Origin of the sequence: Micromonospora sp. C51 (assembly GCF_018070435.1) — a bacterium.
Taxonomy (GTDB): domain Bacteria; phylum Actinomycetota; class Actinomycetes; order Mycobacteriales; family Micromonosporaceae; genus Micromonospora; species Micromonospora sediminimaris.
Window position 1 is genome coordinate 57,430 of record NZ_JAGPXQ010000012.1, and the last position, 20,116, is coordinate 77,545.

Consider the following 20,116-nt stretch of genomic DNA (forward strand, 5'->3'; position numbering starts at 1 on the left):
GTCGACGGCGATTCTCCCGCATCCGGCCCTGTGACGCCGCACACGGGGTCCCACGAGCGCCACGTCGGAGCAGCGCCGGCGGCGGGTGGGATGGTTCAGCTCGCGGGGATCTCGTCGGCCAGAGCGAGCCAGGCCTGCTCGACCTCCTCCCGCTCACCGCGTACCTGGGTGAGCTGGGCGTCCAGCTCGGCCACCCGGGTGTAGTCAGTGGCGTTGGCGGCGAGCTGGTCCAGCAGGGCGGCCTCCTTCTGTTCCAACTTGCCGACCTGCCGTTCGAGACGGGCCAGTTCCTTGCGGGCCTGCCGGGCCTCGGCGGCACTCATCCCGCTGTCGGCCGGGGCGGTGGTTGGTGCCGAAGCTGCCGGCGTACGCCCGAGCCCCGGCCGGTCGTTGGCGCGGGCGAGGTACTCGTCGACACCACCAGGCAGGTGCACCAGCCGGCCGTCGCCGAACATGCCGTACGCCGAGTCGGTCACCCGCTCGATGAGGTAGCGGTCGTGGCTGGCCACCACGATCGTGCCGGGCCAGGAGTCGAGCAGGTCCTCCAACGCGGCGAGGGTGTCGGTGTCGAGGTCGTTTGTGGGTTCGTCGAACAGCAGCACGTTCGGTTCGCCGGCCAGCAGGCGCAGCATCTGAAGCCGACGCCGCTCGCCGCCGGAGAGGTCACCGACCGGAGTCCAGAGGCGCCGGTCGTCGAAGCCGAACACCTCGGCGAGCTGGGCGGCGGAGATCTCCCGATCGCCGAGGCGGACCCGCCGGGCGACCTCCTCGACTGCTTCGAGAACGCGCAGGTCGCTGGGGAGCTCGGCGAGTTCCTGGGAGAGGAAGGCGGGCCGTACGGTGCTGCCGGTGGCCATTCGTCCACTGTCGGGGCGGGTGACGCCGGCCAGCATCCGTAGCAGGGTGGTCTTGCCGGCGCCGTTGGCGCCGAGGATGGCGACCCGGTCGCCGGGGCCGACCTGCCAGGTGACGTCGTCGAGGATGGTCTTGGGGCCGGCGTGCAGCCGGACGTCTTCCAGGTCGTAGACCTGCTTGCCGAGCCGGGCGGTGGCCAGCCGTTGCAGCGACATGGTGTCGCGCGGCGGCGGCACGTCGGCGATCAGCGCGTTGGCCGCGTCGATGCGGAACTTCGGCTTCGAGGTGCGGGCCGGGGGGCCGCGGCGCAGCCAGGCGATCTCCTTGCGGAGCAGGTTCTGCCGGCGGGCCTCGGTGGCGGCGGCGATTCGTTCGCGCTCGGCGCGGGCGAGGATCCAGGCGGCGTAGCCGCCTTCGTAGGCCCGTACGGTCTGGTCGGCGACCTCCCACGTGGTGGTGCAGACGGCGTCGAGGAACCAGCGGTCGTGGGTGACCACGACCAGAGCGCCTTTGCGACCGAGCAGGTGCCGGGCCAGCCAGTCGACGCCACTGACGTCGAGGTGGTTGGTGGGCTCGTCGAGGATGAGCAGGTCGGCGTCGCGGACCAGCAGGGCGGCCAGCGCCACCCGGCGGCGCTCACCGCCGGACATCGGCCCGACCGGGGCGTCGAGACCCAGGTGCGGCATGCCGAGCCCGTCGAGGATGGCGCGTACGCCGGCGTCGCCGGCCCATTCGTGCTCCGCGCCCATGCTCTCGGCGAGCCACTCGGTGCCGAGGACGACGTCCCGGACGGTGGCCTCGGGGCTGAGGGTGAGGTTCTGTGGCAGCCAGGCGACGCGCAGGTCGCGGCGGTGGGTGACCCGGCCGTCGTCGGGCTGCTCGGTCCGGGTCAGCAGTCGTAGCAGGGTGGACTTGCCGGCACCGTTGAGCCCGACGACGCCGATCCGGTCGGCGTCCTCCAGGCCGAGCGAGACCTCGGTGAGCAGTGGCCCGGCCGCGCCGTAGCCCTTGGACACCCGGTCCAGGTTGACGATGTTGGCCACGTACCCACCTTCCATGATCAAGGCGTCCCGGTGCCGGGGGCACCTGGGGACGCCTGTCGTTCCAGGGTACGCGGGCGGGTCGCCGTTGCTGCGGGTCGGCTATCCCCCGTCGGGCAGGCCGATCAGGTCGGCCATCTGCCGGGTCTGGTGTTCGAAGTACTCCTCCCGGGCTTCGATCACGCCGTTGAGCTGGCCGAAAAGTTCGAAGCTGACAGCTCCGAAGCAGTGGATCCAAGCGGTGGTGGCTCGGGCCAGTAGCGCTTCGGGCAGTTCGGGGAAGAGTCGGTCGCGGACGGTGGCGAGGTCGGACCGGACGGGACCGGGCAGTTCTCCCGGGTCGGGATCGGCCAGCGCGCCGGTGGCGAGGCCGTCGGTGAGGATGCCGATCAGGACGGCCGGGGTCCGGGCCGCCGCGGCGGTGGTTTCCGGTGGGGCCGCGTACCCGGGCACCGGGCTGCCGAAGAGCAGGGCGTACTCGGCGGGGTTGGACAGCGCCCAGCGGCGGATCGCATGGCAGACGGCGAGCCACCGGCCCCGCAGGTCGGCCCGGTCGGCCACCTCGGTGTCGGCGGCTTCGGCGGCGTCGCCGAGGGCGTGGTAGCCGTCCACGATCAGCGCGGTGAGCAGCTCGTCCCGGCTGGGGAAGTACCGGTAGATCGCCGAGGAGACCATTCCCATCTCCCGGGCGACTGCGCGCAGGGAGAGGTTCGCCCCCTCCGCCGCGAGGTGTCGGCGGGCGATCGTCTTGATTTCGTTGATCATTTCGGCCCGGGCCCGGGCCCGGATGGCGGCGGCGGGCATACCAGTGAGTGTCGCACACATTCGAGAGCACTGCTCTTGACGGCTGGCACCTACATGAGTGAGCATTGGTCTCCACAGAGAGCGCCGCTCTCACTTAGGGGGATTTATCATGGCCGCACACCTGATCGTCGGCGCCGGGATGGTCGGTTCGACCACCGCGCGACAGCTCGCCGAACGGGGTGAGCAGGTGGTGATCGTCAGCCGCTCCGGGCGTGGCCCGGTCCACCCACGGGTCGAGCGGATCGCCGCCGACGCGAGCGACGCCGACCGGCTGGGTGAACTCGCCGACGGCATGACCGCCATCTACAACTGCCTGAACCCGGCCTATCACCGATGGCTCACCGACTGGCCGCCGATGGCTGCCGCGCTGCTCACCGCCGCCGAACGCTCCGGTGCACCGCTGGTGATCGCCGGCTGCCTCTACGGCTACGGCGAGATCACCGGCCCGATGACCGAGGAGAACCCGCTCGCCGCCACCCACCCGAAGCTGAAGATGCGCGCCGACATCTGGCGCGCCGCCCTCGCCGCCCAGCGTGCCGGTCGGATCCGCGCCGTGACGGAGGTACGCGGCAGCGACTACCTCCAGGCACAGTCGATCTTCAGCTTCTTCATCGGGAAGCCGCTGCTCGCCGGCCGTCGCACCTTCGTCCCGGCTCCGCTCGACGTGCCGCACACCTGGACGTCGATCAACGACATGGCGGCGATGCTGGTCACCGCCGCAACCGACGAGCGGGCCTGGAACCGGCCCTGGCACGTGCCGAGTGCGTCACCGCTGACGGTTCGGGAACTCGCCGCCCGCTTCACCGAGGTGGCCGGCGCGCCCGCGCCGAAGCTCACCACCATTCCCGGCGCGCTCTTCCGCGCCGGTGGGGTGCTCTCCCCGATGCTGCGTGAGTTCCAGACCACGGCGTACCAGTTCGCCCGGCCGTTCGTCATGGATTCCACCGCCGCCACCGCCACCTTCGGTCTTCGTCCGCAGCCGCTGGACGAGGCGCTACGCGAGACGGCCGCGCTGCTCGGCGGCGTCCCGGGCAGCGGGTACCGGCGGACACGACCGAGCACGACCTGATCCGCGCCGGGTCGGCGGGTGCCGTCAGGTGATCCGGGCGCCGTGTACCGGGCCATTGGCGACACGGGCCTGCCGGCACACCCCCGCGGCCTCCAGTTCGGTGGCGACGCGTTCCGCGTCGACGGCGTCCGCGGTGAGGAACACGCAGGTGGGCCCCGAGCCGGAGACGATGCCGGCCAGCGCCCCGGCGGCCTCGCCGGCCTTCAGGGTGTTCGCCAGCGACGGTCGCATGGCCAGGGCGGCGTCCTGAAGGTCGTTGCCGAGGGTCGGGGCGAGCACCCGGGGGTCGCGCTGTCGCAGCGCGGCGAGCAGCCCGTCGGTGCTGCCCAGGGGCGGCCCGGCAGCACCGGTCTCGCGGAGCCGGTCGAGTTCCCGGTACGCCTGTGGCGTGGACAGGCCGCCATCGGCGATGGCGACCACCCAGTGCCAGGAGGTGGGCCGGGCCAGCACCGGACTGACCGCCTCGCCCCGGCCGGTGCCCAACGCGGTGCCGCCGTGGATCAGGAAGGGCACGTCCGAGCCGAGGTCGGCGGCGATGCTCGCCAACTCGTCACGGGACAGGCCGGTGCCCCACAGCGCGTCGCAGGCGACCAGGGCCGCCGCCGCGTCGGCGCTGCCGCCGGCGAGCCCACCGGCCAGCGGGATCTGTTTGCGCAGGTGCAGCCGGGCGTGCGGCATCACCCCGGCGTACCCGGCGAGGGCGTGCGCCGCCCGGATGATCAGGTTGGAGTCGTCGAGGGCGAGTTCGCCGGTGCCTTCGCCCTCCATGGTGAGGGTCAGCGTGTCGCCGCGCCGCGCGGTCAGCTCGTCGTAGATCGAGATCGCGTGGTACACGGTGTTCAGCTCGTGGTAGCCGTCCCGGCGCAACGGGCCGACCCCCAGGTGCAGGTTGACTTTGGCGGGCACCCGTACCCGGACCGGACCGGTCGCCCCGCGCGGCTCGTCGTCGTCCGGTCGCCAGGCCTCGGTCACGGGGTGATGTCCCGGACGGGCAGCCGAACGTCGAACGGCTTGGTCACGATCAGCTCCTCGGCGGAGTCGGCGACCAGCTCGTAGCGGCCGTCGACAAGGTCGTACGCGTACACGTGCACGGGATTCTGCTCGATCCGCCAGTAGTGCGGGATGCCGGCGTCGGCGTAGTCGGCGGGCTTCTCCAACCGGTCCCGACGCCGGGTGCCGGGCGACACGACCTCGACGGCGAGCACCACCTGCTCGGCGTCGAAATAATGACTCTCGGCCACGACCGGCCGCCTGAGCAGCACCACGTCCGGTTCGAACGTGTTGCGGTGACTCATCACCACCCCCACCGCGGTGGCCGGGGAGACATCGAACGGGGCGTTTCGCCGGAACCACATCCACAGCAGGTTGCTGATGGTCTGGTCACCGTAGGTAGGGGAAGGGACCAAGACCAGGACTCCGTCACGCAACTCGACGCGGGGGGCGTCGTCGGGGAAGGCCAGCACGTCCTCGATGGTGTAGTTGGCCAGGCGTTGCCGAAGCGGGTCCGGGCCCCACATGCCGGACACGTCGGGATCGATCGGCTGGGCGGTCACTGGTACACCTCCTCGGCGGGCACGGCCTCAGCCTACTGGGCTGCCGGCGTACGGCTCGGGGCCGACGCGGCCACGGCGGCGAACTGCTCGACGGTGAGTGACTCGCCGCGTGCGCCGGGGTCGACGCCGGCGGCGGTGAGCGCGGCGGCGGCCCGGTCGGCGCCGCCGGCCCAGCCGGCCAAGGCAGCGCGCAGGGTCTTGCGTCGCTGTGCGAAAGCGGCGTCCACCACCGCGAAGACTCGGTCACGGGGTACGTCGGCGCGGGGCGGCTCGCGGCGGGAGAAGGCGACCAGACCGGAGTCGACGTTTGGCACCGGCCAGAACACGTTCGGCGGCACCTTCCCGGCGGCCCGGGCGCGGGCGTACCAGGCCAGCTTGACCGACGGTATGCCGTACACCTTGGAGCCGGGACCGGCGACGAGCCGGTCGGCGACCTCCTTCTGCACCATCACCAGTCCGTGCCGGAGGCTGGGCAACGCGGCGAGCAGGTGCAGCACCACGGGTACGGCGACGTTGTAGGGCAGGTTCGCCACCAACGCGGTGGGCGCCGGGTCGGCCAGGTCGGCGGCGGTGATCCGCAGGGCGTCCGCGTGGTGCACGGTGAGTCGGTCGGCGGCCGGGCCGGCATGCCGGGCGGCGGTGCCGGTCAGCGCGGCGGCCAGCGTGGCGTCGATCTCGACAGCGTGCACGTGGGCGGCGGCGGGCAGCAGGGCGAGGGTGAGCGAACCCAATCCGGGGCCCACCTCCAACGCCACGTCATCGGGAGCGAGACCGGCGGTGGCGACGATCCGGCGGACCGTGTTGGGGTCGTGCACGAAGTTCTGGCCGAGTTTCTTGGTGGGTGCGACGCCGAGCCGGGCGGCGAGGTCCCGGATCTCCGCCGGGCCGAGCAGGTCTGCGGCCATAACCCGACAGCGTACGGGTCAGCCGCCGACGCCGGCCGGGTGCCAGGGACCGAAGGCCCGTTCCCCGGTGGCCGAGATGGCGGCACAGAGTTCGTCGAGGTCGGCGCCGGTGGCGGCGGCCAGCGCCCGGACGGTCAGCGGGATCAGGTACGAGGCGTTGGGCCGGCCACGGTGCGGGACGGGAGTGAGGTACGGCGCGTCGGTCTCCACCAGGATCTGATCCAGCGGAGTCAGCGCGGCGGCCTCCCGAAGTGCCCCGGCGCTGGCGAAGGTGACCGTACCGGCGAAGCTGAGCAGGTAGCCCCGGCGGACGCACTCGGCCGCGAACTCGGCGTCGCCGGAGAAGCAGTGCATCACCACCGTGTCCGGTGCGCCCTCGTCGTCGAGGATGCGCAGCACGTCAGCGTGCGCGTCCCGGTCGTGGATCACCAGCGTCCGGCCGTACCGCTTGGCGATGGCGATGTGCGCCCGGAAGCTCTCCTCCTGCGCGGCGCGGCCCTCGTCGCCGGTGCGGTAGCGGTCCATCCCGGTCTCACCGACACCGCGGACCCGCTCCTGACCGGCCAGTGCCTCGATCTCGCGCAGGGCGCCGTCGAGGTCGGCCAGCCGGGGCGCCTCGTTGGGGTGCAGCGCGACCGTGGCCAGCACCGCCGGGTAGCTACCGGCCACCTCGGCGCCCCAGCGGGAGGAGGCGACGTCCACACCGACCTGCACCAGCCGGTCCACCCCCACGGCGGCGGCGACGTCGATGGCGGCGGCGACCGGGTCGGCGGGATCACCGCCACCGGGTACCCCGGCCTCGCTGACGGTGATGTCGAGGTGGGTGTGGCTGTCCAGCACCGGTCGGGGCAGCGGCTCGGGTACGGGTGGGAACTCTCCGGCGCGGCGGGCCGCACGCTGGCTACGGGACTCGGTCGATTCGCTCATCTCCTCGACAGGATCACACACCGCACGAGTCCATCCGGAGGCCACCCGGAGTTCACCTCGGCTACGCCCCGCGCACCTACCGTCGCGGCGTGGACGCGCGAAGCGAGCTTTTCCGGGCCGGAGGTGCGGTGCCGGAGCGGACCGGTCTGCGGGTGGCGTTCGGCGGCGCGGTGTACCCGGCGGAGGAGATCGCCCGGGGCGCGGCGTACGAGTTGTTCAGCGCCGACGAGGTGGCCGGTTTCGAGTGGGCGCCCCGGGTGAACTCGGCGCTGCCGTGGCGACGGTTCGTGCACGTCACCGAGGTCGGCACCGTGTACGGAGCGACCGAGCAGGCCGAGGACCCGGAGACTCCCCTGCTGGTGCCACTGCACCGCGAGCGGGGCTGGGCGGAGGTGCACCGGCTCGCCCAGCAGCCGGCCGCCGCGGACGATCCGCTGGTCACGGCGGTACGCGCCTCGGCCGGCGTACGGCGTGGCACCCGGATGATGAAGATCCTCTCCGCTCGGCAGCTCGCCGGATACGTACGCGGCTGGCTGCCGCACGGTTTCTGCTACCGGGAACACGACGTGGCGCACCTGCGCACCCCGGTGACGACGAGTGTGCTGCGTACCGACGGCGAAGACAGCCGGGACGGTGCGGACGTGACGTACGCGTTGCGCTGGCGTGCCGCCGACCCGGGCGACTACGACGTGCCGGCGGGCGCGGCGTACCGCGGGCTGACCGCGTTGGGTGCCCGGGACCGGTTGGGCCCGGCGGTGCTGGGCACCGGCTTCACGCCGAGCAGTCACCACCTGATCCCCGAGTTCGTCACCCGGGACTTCGCCGACCTGCCGATGCCCGCGAACGCCACCCTGCTGGCCTACCCGGCGGAGGGCCTGGAGGTGGTGCTCTACGCGTACCAGGCGGAGCAGCGGGGCTGGCTGCGGATGGTCGGGCCGCAGTGGCGACACCTGCTCGCCGCGGTGCCGGGTCTGTCGCCGGATCAGGAGTACGTGCCGACCGGGGAGGCGCCGCGGTCGACCCGCCTGGTGGGCACGTACGCGGGCGGGGAGTACGAGGCGGTCGCCGACCTGCCCGGCGATTTCCGGGTGCTGGCGCTGACCCGGGCCGCCCGGTACCCGGTCGACGGGGTGAGCCGACGGTTGCGCCTGGCCGCCTGGCGGGGGGTGCCGTGTCTGGTGTTGCGGGAGGAGGCGGGCTGGCTGCGGCTGCGGCTGCGACGCCCGGATCCGGACGCGGTCGCCGTGACCGGCGCACAGTGTCACGAACGGGGCGTCTACGAGACGTGGGCCCCGGGCGGTGAGGTCACCGACGACCAGGTGGTTGACCACCCGTACCTCCTCTGACCTGGTCCTGTCAGGTGGGGTGGCGCAGGAATATCGGATGCCCGCCGGGGAAGCCTCGGTTTCCCACCCTGACAGGAGGACGAGATGCCCTTCATCACCGTCGGCACGGAGAACTCCGCGCCCATCGACCTGTACTACGAGGACCATGGGTCGGGTCAGCCGATCGTGCTGATCCACGGCTTCCCCTTCAACGGGGCGACCTGGGAGAAGGTCTCCGGACCGCTGCTCGACGCCGGCTACCGGGTGATCACGTACGACCGGCGCGGCTACGGCAACTCGGCGCAGCCGGCGTTCGGCTACGACTACGACACCTTCGCCGCCGACCTCGACGTGCTGATGACCGAACTGGATCTGCGCAACACGATCCTGGTCGGCCACTCGATGGGTACCGGCGAGGTGACCCGCTACCTGGGCGCGTACGGCTCGGATCGGGTGGACCGGGCGGTGCTGCTGGCGCCGCTGGCGCCGTATCTGCGGCAGGCGCCGGACAACCCCGAAGGTGTCGAGGCGAGCCTCTTCGAGGGGTTCAAGCAGGCGATCACGCAGGACCGCTTCGCCTACCTCACGCAGTTCTGCAACAACTTCTTCAACTACGACGAGAACAAGGGCAAGTTGGTCAGCGAAGAGGCGTACCGGGCGCACTGGAACATCGGCGCGATGGCCTCCGCCAAGGCCACGCACGACAGCGTGGACGCCTGGGGCACCGACTTCCGGGCCGACGTGTCCCGGATCGACGTGCCGGTGCTGATCGTGCAGGGCGACAAGGACAACGTGCTGCCGTACCCGAAGACGGGCCAGCGGTTGCAGCCGATGCTCGCCGACAGCCGGTTGGTCACCCTCAAGGGCGCGCCGCACGGCACCCCGTGGACCAACGCCGACGAGGTGAACAAGGCGATCATGGAGTTCATCGGCTCTCCGGCCATGGCCCGCGCCTGATGCGGGCCGGGCCGACGTCCGGCGCACGCCGCGCCGGACGGGCGGCCGGACACGTCACGCCACGGGCGCGACCCCGAGCGGGTCGCGCCCGTCGCGGACGGCCGGAGCGTCAGCCTTCGAGCCGGGCCAGCTCCTCCTCGACGATCGAGGGATCGAGCTTGCGGAAGACCGGCTTGGGCGCCGCGAGCGCCCGGCCCACCACGAGTGGCACGGACTCCCATCGCGCGCCCTGGGTGTAGTCCCCGGTCAGCACCGGGTACGCGGGCCCGGCGTCGAGGTCGGAGACCTCCTCGATCACCGGCATCGGCGCGTGCACCCCGGTGCCGCCGAGCAGCTCGTGGATCTTCTGCGCGGAGTGCGGCAGGAACGGGGTGAGCAGCGTGTTGGCGTCGCTGACCACCTGGAGGGCGACGTGCAGGATGGTGCCCATCCGGGGCTTGGCGGCCTCGTCCTTGAGCTTCCACGGCGCCTGCTCGGAGAGGTACTTGTTGGCCTCGGCCACCACCTTCATCGCTTCGCCGATGGCCTGCTTCTGCCGGTGCCGGGCGATCAGGTCGCCGACCGTGCCGAAGCCGGCGCGCGCCACGGCCAGCAGCGCCTCGTCGGCCTCGGTGAGCCCGTCCGGGCCGATCGGTGGGATCTCGCCGAAGTTCTTCGCCGCCATCGAGACGGACCGGTTGACCAGGTTGCCCCAGCCGGCGACCAGCTCGTCGTTGTTGCGGCGGAGGAACTCGGCCCAGGTGAAGTCGGTGTCGTTGTTCTCCGGCCCGGCCACCGCGATGAAGTAGCGCAACGCGTCGGCGTCGTAGCGCTGGAGGAAGTCGCGCACATAGATGACCACCCGGCGCGACGAGGAGAACTTGCGTCCCTCCATGGTCAGGAACTCGCTGGAGACCACCTCGGTGGGCAGGTTGAGCCGACCGAGCCGACCCGGCTCACCGTCGCGGTCACCCTCACCCGAGTAGCCGGCGAGCAGCGCGGGCCAGATCACCGAGTGGAAGACGATGTTGTCCTTGCCCATGAAGTAGTAGGCCTGCGAGTCCTTCCCCTCCCCATCGGTGGACCACCACTTCCGCCAGGCCTCGGGGTCGCCGGTGCGGCGGGCCCACTCGATGGAGGCGGACAGGTAGCCGATGACGGCGTCGAACCACACGTAGATCCGCTTGTCGGCGCGGTCCCGCCAGCCGTCGAGCGGGATCGGCACCCCCCACTCCAGGTCCCGGGTGATGGCCCGGGGGTGCAGGTCGTCCAGCAGGTTCTTGGAGAAGCGCAGGACGTTCGGGCGCCAGCCCTCCCGGGTGTCCAGCCACTGCCGCAGCACGTCGGCCAGGGCGGGCAGGTCGAGGAAGAAGTGCTCGGTCTCGACGAACTCCGGCGTCTCCCCGTTGATCTTCGACCGTGGGTTGATCAGGTCGATCGGGTCGAGCTGGTTGCCGCAGTTGTCGCACTGGTCGCCTCGGGCGCTGTCGTAGCCGCAGATCGGGCAGGTGCCCTCGATGTACCGGTCGGGCAGGGTCCGCCCGGTGGACGGCGAGATGGCCCCCATGGTGGTCTTCGGCACGATGTACCCGTTGCGGTACATCCCCTCGAACAGCTCCTGCACGACGGCGTAGTGGTTGCCGGTGGTGGTGCGGGTGAACAGGTCGTAGGAGAGGCCGAGGCCGTGCAGATCCTCGACGATCACCCGGTTGTACCGGTCGGCCAGTTCCCGTGGCTTCAGTCCTTCGGCGTCGGCCTGCACCTGGATCGGGGTGCCGTGCTCGTCGGTGCCGGAGACCATGAGCACGTCGTGGCCGGCCATCCGCATGTACCGGGCGAAGACGTCGGAGGGAACGCCGAAACCGGAGACGTGGCCGATGTGGCGCGGGCCGTTGGCGTACGGCCAGGCCACTGCCGCGAGAACGTGACTCATGGACAGAAAGCCTAGTGACCCCCGGAAGGTGACCGCGAACCAATAGGGGTCCCTGGTCGGCATGATGGGCCAACAACCCTCGGCAAATAGTCCGAATTGTCATCGACACGCTGCCTGAGCTGCCCGATCAACCCCGCTCGGCGGTGTCCAATGAAACGCGTGACTGGCAGCCGAGCCGCCCGAGACCACTCCGACGGCACTCCTTCCGACCCGGGAGTGGATCCCACCGCGTCGCCGCGTACCCAGACGGTGGCACCTCAGCCCCGGGCGGTGCCCTCGGCGGCACCGGAGCTTGAGACCGGCGCGGCCGGACCGGAGCGGGCCGACTCCGCCACGGTCGAGCCATACACCGGAGTCGAGGTGGAGCCGACGACCGGCGCGCCGGTGGACACGCTGCCGCGGCGCGTTCCGGTCCGGCCGGCCGGACGTCGGGGCCGTCGGGGCCGATCACCCGACGGCGGTACGCCGGACGAGGACACCTTCTGGGCACCGATCGAGCAGGTGCACTGGGACGGCACGCCGGTGCGGCAGGAGGAGCCTGGCGACGTCGAGCCGTGGTGGCGGCGGTTCTGGCCGGTTCACCGGCGTCGGGAGCGCGGCAGCCACCCGCCGGATCCCCTGGCGGGGTTGTCCGCGTTGATCGGGTTGAGCCTCGCGGCGGCCTTCTTCGCCTGGGTCAGCGCCGGTCCGCTCTGGCTCGCCGTCGGGCACGCCACCTCCGGCACGGTGGTTGTCACCAGGTGCACCGGCGACGGCCTGACCCAGCGGTGCCGAGGCATCTTCACGGCGGCGGAGGAAGAGTTCCGGATCCACGGCGTACGGGTCAGCGGGGTGTCCCGGGACCGCGCGGTGCCCGGCTCGGCCCTACCCGCCCGGGTGACCGGCCCGGACGGTCACGTCGCGTACGCCGACGGTGGGGTGGGTGCTCAGTTGCGCTGGCTGCTCGGGATGCTCGGGGTGCTCGGCTGCGCGGTGGGCATCGCCCGTTGGACCGGTGCGACCCGGCTGCCCGATCCGACCGAGCGGCGTTGGGCGATCGCCGCCTCGCTGGCCGGCCCGCCGCTGACCGCCCTCGGTTTCCTGATCGCCGCCTGGTAGCACCCGGCCTCACTGGTGGACCAGCGCGTAGACGTCGCGCCGGCGCAATCCGTACTCGGCCGCGACGTCCGTGATCGCGTCCCGGCGGCTCCGGCCCGCCGCCTCCCGCTCGGCCACCGCAGCGCGCAGCGCGTCGTCGTCGGGACGGACGACGGGTACGGCGGGCGCACCGGCCACCACCAGAGTGATCTCGCCACGCGGGTCGCCGTCGGCGGCCCACCGGGCCAACTCGCCGAGCGGGCGACGCAGCACCTCCTCGTACGTCTTGGTCAGTTCGCGGCAGACAGCGGCGGGTCGGTCCGCCCCGAACGTGTCGGCCAGGTCGGTCAGCGCGGCGGCGATCCGGTGCGGCGCCTCGAAGAGAACCAACGTCCGTTCCTCGGCGGCCAGGGCCCGCAGCCGGGCGCGCCGGGCGCCGGGGGCACGGGGCAGGAAGCCTTCGAAGCAGAACCGGTCGCAGGGCAGCCCGGACAGGGCCAGGGCGGTGGTAACGGCGCTGGGACCGGGCGCGGCGGTGACCGGCACCCCGGCGTCCAGGGCGGCGCGGACCAGCCGGTAGCCGGGATCGGAGACGCTTGGCATGCCGCCGTCGGTGACCAGCGCTACCACGTATCCCTCGGTGAGCACCTCGACCAGTTCCGGGGTGCGGCGCTCCTCGTTGCCCTCGAAGTACGAGACGATCCGGCCGGCGATGGTCACGTCGAGGTCGCGGGCGAGCCGGTTCAGCCGGCGGGTGTCCTCCGCGGCGACCACATCCACGGCAGCGAGAGTGTCCCGCAGTCGGGCGGAGGCGTCGGCGGGGTTGCCGAGCGGCGCGCCGAGCAGAATCAGGCGACCGGTTTCGGACATTCCACCCACGGCAGCGCACTCCTTCATCGACGGGCGTACCGGATATGGGGACGACAGGCACCACCGACCCCCTTGGCAGCCTACGATCGCCGGGTGACGAGTGCGTCGACAGCACAGAGCGCGAGCCCCGACCAGCCCTCGGAGCCGGGAGCGACCACAGCCACCGCCTCCGGTCCGGCGGCGGGTGGCGTACCGGCGGCGATCCGCCGCCGGCTGGCCACCGTCGAGGCCGGGGTGGACGACCGTTCGTGGCTGGCCACGGCGGTGGTCGTGGTCATCGCGGCGGTTCTCCGGTTCGCGAATCTCAGCCATCCGCCCGGCAAGATCTTCGACGAGGTCTACTACGCCCGGGACGGCTGGGGGCTCATCGACAAGGGCGTGGAGTGGAACTACACGAACAACGCGCCGTCGTACGTGGTCCACCCGCCGCTGGGCAAGTGGTTGATCGGCTTCGGCGAGTGGGCCTTCGGCTACAGCGACGCCGAGCACGGCATCTCGGTACCCGGCCACCTGTTCACCACCGCGCCGGAGTTCGGCTGGCGCTTCTCGGCGGCGCTGCTGGGCACCCTGTCGGTGCTGCTGCTGGTCCGCATCGGCCGCCGGATGTTCCGCTCCACTGTGCTGGGCTGCGCCGCCGGCCTGCTGCTCGCGGTCGACGGGTTCCACCTGGTGCTCTCCCGCACCGCGCTGCTCGACATCTTCCTGCTCTTCTTCATCCTGGCCGCCTTCGGCGCGCTGGTGCTGGACCGGGACGCGACCCGCCGCCGATGGGCAAGGGCCCTGGAGTCCGGGCTGGATCCGACCGCCCGGGGGCGGGCCGGTCGCCCGCCCGGCGGATGGCGGAACTGGCCCTGGTGGCGGCTGGCGACCGGGGTGCTGCTCGGTTGTGCCTTCGCCGTGAAGTGGAGCGCGCTGTTCTTCGTACCCGTCTTCGCCCTGCTGATGTTCCTCTGGGACGTCGGTGCCCGGCGGTCGGCCGGGGTACCCCGGCCGTGGCGGGACACCCTGCTCGACGGCGTGCCCTGGATGGTGCTCGCCGGTCTGCTGATGGCGGTGACGTACGTCGCGACGTGGTCCGGTTGGTTGTTCAGCCAGGAGGGCTACTACCGGCTCGCCGAGCGGTACCCGGACGCCGGGCTCAGCGATGCGCCTGTCGTCGGCCCGCTGTGGAACCTGATCCAGTACCACCAGGCGGCGCTGGGCTTCCACAGCCAACTCGACGATCCGCACAAGTACCAGTCATGGCCGTGGCAGTGGCTGCTGCTGGGGCGGCCGGTGGCGTTCCACTGGACCGGCGAGGGCCCCTGTGGCGCGGCGAGCTGCGCCGAGGAGGTGCTGCTGCTGGGTACCCCGCTGCTGTGGTGGTCCTTCCTGCCGGCACTGGTGGCGCTGGTCTGGCTCGGCCTGGCCCGGCGGGACTGGCGGGCCGGAGCGATCCTGCTCGCCGTGGCGGCGGGGCTGCTGCCCTGGTTCTGGTTCGCCCTCGACGGCCGGACGATGTTCTCCTTCTACGCCGCGCCCACGCTGCCGTTCCTGGTGCTCGCCGTGGTCTACGTGCTGGGCGCCATCGCCTCGCCGGCCGGGCCGAGTGGCACCAGGGCCGTGACCGGCGCCGACGAGGAGGCCAGCCGGGACCGCCGGCTGGTCGGCGGGGTGATCGCCGGTGCGTACGTGGCGCTGGTCGTCCTCTGCTTCGCGTACTTCTATCCGATCTTCGTGGGCTTGGTTCTGCCGTACGAGGACTGGTCCGCGCGGATGTGGTTAAACGGCCGCTGGATCTGACCCGACGGAGGGCCCGTACGCTTCGGCGTACGGGCCCTCCGTCGGAAATAGGACGCGCCCCGATCGCCTGCCACGGGGGAAGCGGGCGATTGGGGCGCGCACCAGCAGCTTAACCACCCGCGACCGAGGGCACAACGGGGCGGCGTGGGTCAGATTTCCGACGAATGCTGAATGCGACAAGAAGTTGCGGCCACTGTTGCCACAGCGTGACTCGTCGCGGACTCTGCGCCGCCCGGAGCCACCGTCCGGCGGATGGCTGAACCGTTACGTCCAGCCACTCAGCATCCCGCGACATAGCCCGACATCGAAGCGACGTCCGGTCTGGACGATCGTCCGGACGAGAGAGTCAGTGTCGTCTCGGGCGACGCGGCAACCAGCCGAAGAACCTGTCCTGCAACGACGTCGCCCCGGCGAGATGCAGGTCCTCGGCGGCGGCCGCGAGACAGGCCCCCAGGTAGACACTGAGCATCGGCCGATCCACGCCGTACTCGGTCAGCAACTGCTCCCGTTTCCGGGCGCAGGGCCACTCGGCGCCACAGGTGCCACACGTCCATTCGGGGGTCACCGGGGCGTGCTCGCCCACCCGCCCGGGCGACGCGGCTCCGCCCGCCTCTGCCACGGTGACACCCGAGCGATCCGTAACACCCGTCATCGCGCTCCTCTCCGCCTCCACCGGTGACGGCGGGCCTGCCGCCCACCGCCGCTTCGAACGTGCCCGTGCTCATCTACAGCGTCCGGGAACGCTGCGGCGTTACGCCGTTGCGGTACGTTGACCAACCATGGCCGCCGCGACCCGCCCCAGGAACTGCATCGACCGTAAGCATCCATCGTTGCCGGTCGCTGGTACCGGCAACACTGGCCGAAAGCACTACGCCGGAGCCGCAGGTGCGTGATCTGCTCCCGCCCGCCGTCGCGGTGGCCGTGGCGGGTCCGGACGACTGGTCCGGACAGTTGCACGCGGCCGAGGCGGCCTGTCTCGGGGACCGCGCGGTGGACAGCCGCCGCCGCGACTTCACCGCTGGCCGGATGTGCGCCCGCCGCGCCATGGCCGCGCTCGGTCTGCCACCGGCCGCCGTACCGGCTGCCGCCGACCGCTCACCCGTCTGGCCGGCCGGTCTGGTCGGCACCATCACGCACACGCGGGGCTACTGCGCCGCAGCCGTCGCCCGCAGCGACGAGATCCGGGCGGTCGGGATGGATGCCGAGCAGCACCGGGAGCTCAGTGCGGGGGTACGGCGACTGATCTGCCTGCCCGAGGAGGACGAGCAGGTCGCACAACTGCCACCGGGCGTCCACTGGCCGGCGGTGATCTTCAGTGCGAAGGAAACCGTCTACAAGGTGTGGCATCCGGTTGTCGGCAACTGGCTCGACTTCCACGACGCCCTGGTGCGTCTTGATCCCGACGCCGGGACGTTCACCGCGCGGATCTCCCCCGCCCGGGTCGCCGAGGCTCCGGTCGACCATCCGCCCACGCTGATCAACGGCCGCTTCGCGGTCGACACCGACCTGGTACGCACGGCCGCCACGCTCACCCCCCGGTAGCGAACGGCGCGGCGGCACCGCTCGCACCGGCGACCGGCGACCGGCGACCGGCGACCGGCGACCGGCGACCGGATGATCTGTCCTGAGTGGACTTGTCTACACTCCGCTCGGTGATCAACAAGAGATGGTCGTCAGCCACCCTCCTCGGGCTGCTGACGGCGACCACGCTGGCCGGCCCGGTGCCGGCACTCGCCGACGACCGAGCGGAACCGCCCACCGAGCCACCCCGGGTCCAGCTCGTCCTGGACGTGAGTGGCTCGATGCGGGCCACCGACATCGACGGACGCAGCCGGATCTCGGTGGCCCAGCAGGCGTTCGGCGAGGTGGTGGACGCCCTACCCGACGAGACCCAGCTGGGCATCCGGGTGCTGGGCGCCACCTACCAGGGCAAGAACAAGCAGCAGGGCTGCCTGGACACCCAGCAGATCGTGCCGGTCGGCCCGGTCGACCGGACGCAGGCCAAGGCCGCCGTGGCGGCCCTGCGCCCGACCGGCTTCACGCCGGTCGGGCTCGCCCTGCGCGAAGCCGCCAAGGATCTCGGTACCGGAACCACCGCACGCCGGATCGTGCTGATCACCGACGGCGAGGACACCTGCGCTCCGCCGGACCCCTGCCAGGTCGCCCGGGAACTGGCCGCCAAGGGCACCACGCTGGTGGTGGACACCCTCGGTCTCGCACCGGACGAGAAGGTACGCCGGCAGTTGCTCTGCATCGCCGCCGCGACCGGCGGCACCTACACGGCCGCGCAGAGCGCCGAGGATCTGACCGACCGGCTGAAGCAACTGGTGGACCGGGCCCGCGACACGTACGCCACCACCCCGGCGAAGGTCGACGGGACGAACGCCTGCCCGGGTGCGCCCCTGCTCTCGCCCGGCGTCTACACCGACCGGGAGACCTTCTCCGAGCATCGTTGGTACCGGGTGCCGGTACGGCCGGGACAGGAGCTGCGGGCCTCGGTCAGCATCGCGCTCGACCGCCCCGTCAACCCCGATCACGGCGTGCTGCTGCGGGCCACCGCGGCGGACGGCCGGGAACTGGTCCGCGGGGTGGACGCCGGCAGCGGACGTACCGACGTGGTCTCCACCGGCCTGCGGTGGTCGGCAGGGGACGACGCCGAGCGGGCCGAGGCCAGCGACCCGACGCCGGAAGCCAGCGCGCCCTCGGCCGTCACCACCGTCTGCCTGGTGGTCAGCAACATGTTCGCACCCCGAGCGGATACCGCCGCCGACCCCGGCATGCCCGTCGAGTTGACCATCGACGTGGTCGCCGCAGCGTCCGCCCCGGAGGGGCCGGACCTGGGCCGCGGCTGGGTGCTGCTGCTCCTGCTGACCCTGGCCGGCCTGCTCACCGGGCTCGTGACCGGCCTGCTCACCCGCTGGTGGGTAGCCACCTGGAGGAACTGACAGATGCGTATCCGTTGGGCTACCGCCGCCGCGCTGATCGCCGCCGGTGTCGCCCTGACCCCCGGCACGGCGCTCGCCGCGCCCACCCCCACCCCTTCCCCCGGTGCCGTCACCGTCACCAGGGCCGGCACCTCGTACCTCACCGCCACCCCGGTCGCCGCCGGCCAACCCGTCCGGGTCGCCGCCTCGACGGGTGAATACCTCTACTGGTCGTTCCCAGCCGCCGCGGGTGAGGTCCACGAGATCACCGCGACGGTCACCCTCGCGCAGAACCGCAACGGCCGATCCACCTGGACCGTGGAGGTCTTCGACGGGCTGCGCCGCCGGCAGGCGTGCACGGCCGGCGCGCAGACGCCGACCGCCGACGCCGCGGCGCGTACCGTCGGCATCAACTGCACGATGCGACGGGTGCGCCCCTGGGCCGAGCCGTGGTCCGGCGACCCACTGCCCGGCACCTACTACGTGCGCCTGGCCGTGGTCGACGTGCCCGAGCCCGACCTCGGCCTGCCGATCGACGTGGACCTGCTGGTCTCGACCACCGACGACGCCGGCAGCTCCGCCGAGGACGGCAGACTGGAGGCGGCACTGGTGCCACCGACCAACGCCGGCACCGTTCTGGACGCCGAACCGACGGTCGCACCGGAAGGCGACGAGGACGACGGCTGGGACTTGAGCCTCACCCGCTGGCTGCCCGAGGCCGGCTCCCGCTGGATCTGGACCACCGCCGGCGGAATGCTGGCCGCGGTCGCGGGCGTGGTCGGATTCGCCCTCACCCGGCGTCCCGCCACCAGGTGAGCCCCGCCGGCAGGTCGTGCTGAGGTGCCCACCCGACCTGCCGGCGGTCCCCACAAGCGGCCGTTGGCGGCAGCGGATCAGCGCCAACGGATCCGGAAGCGGTCGGCGGTGCGGAACGGTGCCCGGGCGGCGGGAGCGCTCGGGCACCGGTCGGTGTCAGAGCCGGGCGAGGATCTTCCTCATGGTGTCGATCTCGGCCTGCTGCGTGGTGACGATCCGCTGCGCCAACGCTCTGGCGTCCGGGTTGACACCCTGGGCTGTCTCCTCCTCGGCCATCGTGACGGCCCCATCGTGATGATCGATCATCATGGTGAGGAACTGTCGATCGAACTCGGTGCCGGAGGCTGCCGCGAGACGGGTCATGTCGGCCTCGGACATCATGCCCGGCATCTCGTGGTCCATCTCGGGCATGCCATGGCCGTCGCCACTGGCCACCGGCATCGGTGCGCCCCAGGACGTGAGCCAGGTCCGCAGCTGGGCTATCTCGGGCGCCTGAGCGTCCTTGATCTGCGTGGCGAGCTGCTTCACCTCCGGGTCGGACGCGCGGGTGGTGGCCAGGTCGGACATCTCGACCGCCTGCTCGTGGTGCGGAATCATCATCTGCGCGAACATCACATCGGCCGCGTTGCTGGTGGCGGATTCTCCGCTGATCGCGCTGGCGGACGGGTTACCCGGCATGGCGTGGCCAGCACCGGCCGGATGGTCGGTGCCGCAGCCGGCAAGACCGATCGCCACGGTGAGGCTCACGCCGACCCAGACGGCACGGCGTGGACGGGTGCGATTCATGGTTGACAGGACCTTTCGGAGTCGGTGGACGGAAGCGGGTCGGCGCGGTCACCCATCGGGGTGCGCGCTGGTCGCTCCTATATCCGCAGTACCGACACGGTGGCCGTGGTCAGGCCGACCATGGGAAAGGCGGGCGGGGCACGGCCGCCCAGGGCTCGGGTGAGCCGACGATCCCGTGGCAGCACGCTGCGCGTACGCCGAAGGAGGCGGACGGCGAGCGCGACGGCGAGCGCGAAGCCGGCGACGACAGCCAGACAGACCGCCCAGCCCGAGGGATGACCGTGCCACGGAGGTTCCTCGGTGCTCTGGGCCGCCGGTGCCACACACCGCTCGTCGTGGCAGCCGTCGACGTGAGTTGCCGAGGTCGGCGCGGCATGGCTGCCGTGGCCGGGCGCACCGAGGACGGGATCGTGGCCCAGGCTGTGCATCACGGCCAGCCCGAACAGGGTGCACGCCAGCAGCACGAACCGGAGCCATCGCCCGTTGGTCGCCGCCTCGCCGCGCACCCGATCAC

The 20,116-nt window shown here is 71.9% G+C and carries 19 protein-coding genes; 8 read left to right on the top strand and 11 right to left on the bottom strand.

Features of this window, described 5'->3' with window-relative positions:
* Positions 1-95 precede the first annotated feature (95 nt).
* Both KBX50_RS15270 and KBX50_RS15275 read right to left on the bottom strand, forming a co-directional pair.
* A complete protein-coding gene (locus KBX50_RS15270) occupies positions 96-1,898 on the bottom strand; it encodes an ABC-F family ATP-binding cassette domain-containing protein (protein WP_210937695.1) in 1,803 nt (600 codons plus the stop codon).
* Positions 1,899-1,997: 99 nt separating this feature from the next.
* Positions 1,998-2,699, bottom strand: a complete 702-nt coding sequence (locus KBX50_RS15275; RefSeq protein WP_210937696.1) for a TetR/AcrR family transcriptional regulator — start codon at positions 2,697-2,699, stop codon at positions 1,998-2,000.
* A gap of 109 nt (positions 2,700-2,808) precedes the next feature.
* On the opposite strand from KBX50_RS15275, the gene KBX50_RS15280 reads away from it, so the two are divergent.
* Positions 2,809-3,768 carry an NAD-dependent epimerase/dehydratase family protein gene (locus KBX50_RS15280; RefSeq protein ID WP_210937697.1) on the top strand — a complete coding sequence of 320 codons (960 nt, stop codon included), beginning with the start codon at positions 2,809-2,811 and terminating at the stop codon, positions 3,766-3,768.
* A gap of 24 nt (positions 3,769-3,792) precedes the next feature.
* Here KBX50_RS15280 and KBX50_RS15285 read toward each other — a convergent pair whose 3' ends face one another.
* From KBX50_RS15285 to KBX50_RS15300, 4 genes are read right to left on the bottom strand one after another with little or no spacing between them, the layout of a single operon-like run.
* Positions 3,793-4,740 (bottom strand): 4-(cytidine 5'-diphospho)-2-C-methyl-D-erythritol kinase, encoded by a 948-nt coding sequence (locus tag KBX50_RS15285; protein WP_210937698.1) that lies wholly within the window; start codon positions 4,738-4,740, stop codon positions 3,793-3,795.
* The gene (locus KBX50_RS15290) at positions 4,737-5,321 is read right to left on the bottom strand and encodes a Uma2 family endonuclease (protein WP_307870961.1); all 585 of its coding nucleotides are present in this window, start codon (positions 5,319-5,321) and stop codon (positions 4,737-4,739) included. The genes KBX50_RS15285 and KBX50_RS15290 overlap by 4 nt, the downstream gene beginning before the upstream one ends.
* A gap of 32 nt (positions 5,322-5,353) precedes the next feature.
* Entirely contained in the window at positions 5,354-6,226 is an 873-nt protein-coding gene (rsmA, locus tag KBX50_RS15295; protein WP_210937699.1) for a 16S rRNA (adenine(1518)-N(6)/adenine(1519)-N(6))-dimethyltransferase RsmA, read from the bottom strand.
* A gap of 18 nt (positions 6,227-6,244) precedes the next feature.
* Positions 6,245-7,153 carry a TatD family hydrolase gene (locus KBX50_RS15300; protein ID WP_210937700.1) on the bottom strand — a complete coding sequence of 303 codons (909 nt, stop codon included), beginning with the start codon at positions 7,151-7,153 and terminating at the stop codon, positions 6,245-6,247.
* 89 nt (positions 7,154-7,242) lie between these two features.
* Between KBX50_RS15300 and KBX50_RS15305 the strand changes: the two genes are divergently transcribed.
* Both KBX50_RS15305 and KBX50_RS15310 read left to right on the top strand, forming a co-directional pair.
* The gene (locus KBX50_RS15305) at positions 7,243-8,499 is read left to right on the top strand and encodes a hypothetical protein (RefSeq protein WP_210937701.1); all 1,257 of its coding nucleotides are present in this window, start codon (positions 7,243-7,245) and stop codon (positions 8,497-8,499) included.
* Positions 8,500-8,583: 84 nt separating this feature from the next.
* Complete coding sequence (locus tag KBX50_RS15310; RefSeq protein WP_093408251.1) at positions 8,584-9,435, top strand: alpha/beta fold hydrolase; 852 nt, start codon at positions 8,584-8,586, stop codon at positions 9,433-9,435.
* A 109-nt stretch (positions 9,436-9,544) separates the two neighbouring features.
* Here KBX50_RS15310 and metG read toward each other — a convergent pair whose 3' ends face one another.
* Entirely contained in the window at positions 9,545-11,347 is a 1,803-nt protein-coding gene (gene metG, locus KBX50_RS15315) for a methionine--tRNA ligase (RefSeq protein WP_210937702.1), read from the bottom strand.
* Positions 11,348-11,497: 150 nt separating this feature from the next.
* On the opposite strand from metG, the gene KBX50_RS15320 reads away from it, so the two are divergent.
* Positions 11,498-12,445 (top strand): hypothetical protein, encoded by a 948-nt coding sequence (locus KBX50_RS15320; RefSeq protein ID WP_210937703.1) that lies wholly within the window; start codon positions 11,498-11,500, stop codon positions 12,443-12,445.
* Between the two features lie 9 nt (positions 12,446-12,454).
* Here the strand turns inward: KBX50_RS15320 and rsmI are convergent, their stop codons facing one another.
* Complete coding sequence (gene rsmI / locus KBX50_RS15325; RefSeq protein ID WP_374224639.1) at positions 12,455-13,321, bottom strand: 16S rRNA (cytidine(1402)-2'-O)-methyltransferase; 867 nt, start codon at positions 13,319-13,321, stop codon at positions 12,455-12,457.
* Positions 13,322-13,387: 66 nt separating this feature from the next.
* Between rsmI and KBX50_RS15330 the strand changes: the two genes are divergently transcribed.
* The gene (locus tag KBX50_RS15330) at positions 13,388-15,076 is read left to right on the top strand and encodes a phospholipid carrier-dependent glycosyltransferase (RefSeq protein ID WP_210937705.1); all 1,689 of its coding nucleotides are present in this window, start codon (positions 13,388-13,390) and stop codon (positions 15,074-15,076) included.
* Between the two features lie 346 nt (positions 15,077-15,422).
* On the opposite strand, the gene KBX50_RS15335 is transcribed toward KBX50_RS15330, so the two are convergent.
* Positions 15,423-15,728: a hypothetical protein gene (locus KBX50_RS15335; RefSeq protein ID WP_247673758.1), complete on the bottom strand. Its 306-nt coding sequence runs from the start codon at positions 15,726-15,728 to the stop codon at positions 15,423-15,425.
* 233 nt (positions 15,729-15,961) lie between these two features.
* Here KBX50_RS15335 and KBX50_RS15340 point away from each other — a divergent pair, with 233 nt between their 5' ends.
* The 3 genes from KBX50_RS15340 to KBX50_RS15350 all read left to right on the top strand — a co-directional run bounded on the left by KBX50_RS15340 (position 15,962) and on the right by KBX50_RS15350 (position 18,816).
* The gene (locus KBX50_RS15340) at positions 15,962-16,618 is read left to right on the top strand and encodes a 4'-phosphopantetheinyl transferase superfamily protein (protein ID WP_210937706.1); all 657 of its coding nucleotides are present in this window, start codon (positions 15,962-15,964) and stop codon (positions 16,616-16,618) included.
* 110 nt (positions 16,619-16,728) lie between these two features.
* Positions 16,729-18,021: a VWA domain-containing protein gene (locus KBX50_RS15345; protein ID WP_210937707.1), complete on the top strand. Its 1,293-nt coding sequence runs from the start codon at positions 16,729-16,731 to the stop codon at positions 18,019-18,021.
* 3 nt (positions 18,022-18,024) lie between these two features.
* Entirely contained in the window at positions 18,025-18,816 is a 792-nt protein-coding gene (locus KBX50_RS15350; protein ID WP_210937708.1) for a peptidase, read from the top strand.
* 156 nt (positions 18,817-18,972) lie between these two features.
* Here the strand turns inward: KBX50_RS15350 and KBX50_RS15355 are convergent, their stop codons facing one another.
* A complete protein-coding gene (locus KBX50_RS15355) occupies positions 18,973-19,602 on the bottom strand; it encodes a DUF305 domain-containing protein (protein ID WP_210937709.1) in 630 nt (209 codons plus the stop codon).
* 77 nt (positions 19,603-19,679) lie between these two features.
* Positions 19,680-20,108, bottom strand: coding sequence for a DUF6153 family protein (locus KBX50_RS15360; protein WP_210937710.1), 429 nt, complete (start codon positions 20,106-20,108; stop codon positions 19,680-19,682).
* Positions 20,109-20,116: the final 8 nt, after the last annotated feature.

Excerpts from the sequence above, each read along its gene's own strand:
- KBX50_RS15275 (WP_210937696.1), bottom strand. The coding sequence starts at position 2,699 with ATGCCCGCCGCCGCCATCCGGGCCCGGGCCCGGGCCGAAATGATCAAC.
- KBX50_RS15280 (WP_210937697.1), top strand. The coding sequence starts at position 2,809 with ATGGCCGCACACCTGATCGTCGGCGCCGGGATGGTCGGTTCGACCACC.
- rsmA (WP_210937699.1), bottom strand. The coding sequence starts at position 6,226 with ATGGCCGCAGACCTGCTCGGCCCGGCGGAGATCCGGGACCTCGCCGCC.
- KBX50_RS15300 (WP_210937700.1), bottom strand. The coding sequence starts at position 7,153 with ATGAGCGAATCGACCGAGTCCCGTAGCCAGCGTGCGGCCCGCCGCGCC.
- KBX50_RS15310 (WP_093408251.1), top strand. The coding sequence starts at position 8,584 with ATGCCCTTCATCACCGTCGGCACGGAGAACTCCGCGCCCATCGACCTG.
- metG (WP_210937702.1), bottom strand. The coding sequence starts at position 11,347 with ATGAGTCACGTTCTCGCGGCAGTGGCCTGGCCGTACGCCAACGGCCCG.
- KBX50_RS15320 (WP_210937703.1), top strand. The coding sequence starts at position 11,498 with ATGAAACGCGTGACTGGCAGCCGAGCCGCCCGAGACCACTCCGACGGC.
- rsmI (WP_374224639.1), bottom strand. The coding sequence starts at position 13,321 with ATGAAGGAGTGCGCTGCCGTGGGTGGAATGTCCGAAACCGGTCGCCTG.
- KBX50_RS15335 (WP_247673758.1), bottom strand. The coding sequence starts at position 15,728 with ATGACGGGTGTTACGGATCGCTCGGGTGTCACCGTGGCAGAGGCGGGC.
- KBX50_RS15350 (WP_210937708.1), top strand. The coding sequence starts at position 18,025 with ATGCGTATCCGTTGGGCTACCGCCGCCGCGCTGATCGCCGCCGGTGTC.
- KBX50_RS15355 (WP_210937709.1), bottom strand. The coding sequence starts at position 19,602 with ATGAATCGCACCCGTCCACGCCGTGCCGTCTGGGTCGGCGTGAGCCTC.